Raw genomic sequence first — 514 nt, 5'->3', positions numbered from 1 at the left:
GCGCGCTGCCGTAATGGTCGAGCAGAGCGACCAGCGAGGGATTATAGGTGATGACCCCCGTGGGGTCTTCGCCGAGAACCGCGGTTTTCATGCGGTCATAGAGGATCTCGGCACAGCTTCCGCCCATCGCCTCGAAGGCGGCGATGTGACAGCGCAGGACGGTTTCCAAGGTCTGGTTCGGGCAGAACCGGCCCCAGAGCCAGCGGCTGTGGCCCAGCACCATGCTGAAAAGCCAGACTTTGCGCGGCGCCTGAGGCTCGGTCAGGAACGTCACCGGAAATTCAGCGAAATCGACCTGCGCCTGTTCGCCAGGAGCGGTCTCGAAACGCCGTTCGAACACCTTGGGCACCGGCCGCCTGACGAGACGCAGATATTCCGTCAGCGTCGAGTAGGCCCCCTCGTAGTAAGCTCCCGGCGACTGACGCCTTGCTGAATATTTCTGGTCTGGTTCAGCTATGAAGCATGAACGATTTAAGAGATAGGGACGCGGTACTACCTGCGAGTGTCGCAGGTA

Annotated in this window: 1 protein-coding gene; it reads right to left on the bottom strand. The window is 60.7% G+C overall.

The window, feature by feature from the left end; translation table 11 throughout:
• Window positions 1-514: DDE-type integrase/transposase/recombinase (locus HLH48_RS22900; protein WP_246387744.1), on the bottom strand; the 514-nt coding region annotated here is incomplete at both ends.

The organism is Gluconacetobacter sacchari, from assembly GCF_014174255.1.
Taxonomy (GTDB): domain Bacteria; phylum Pseudomonadota; class Alphaproteobacteria; order Acetobacterales; family Acetobacteraceae; genus Gluconacetobacter; species Gluconacetobacter sacchari.
The sequence above is the reverse complement of the archived record's forward strand: the minus strand, read 5'-3'. Positions and strand labels throughout refer to the sequence as shown.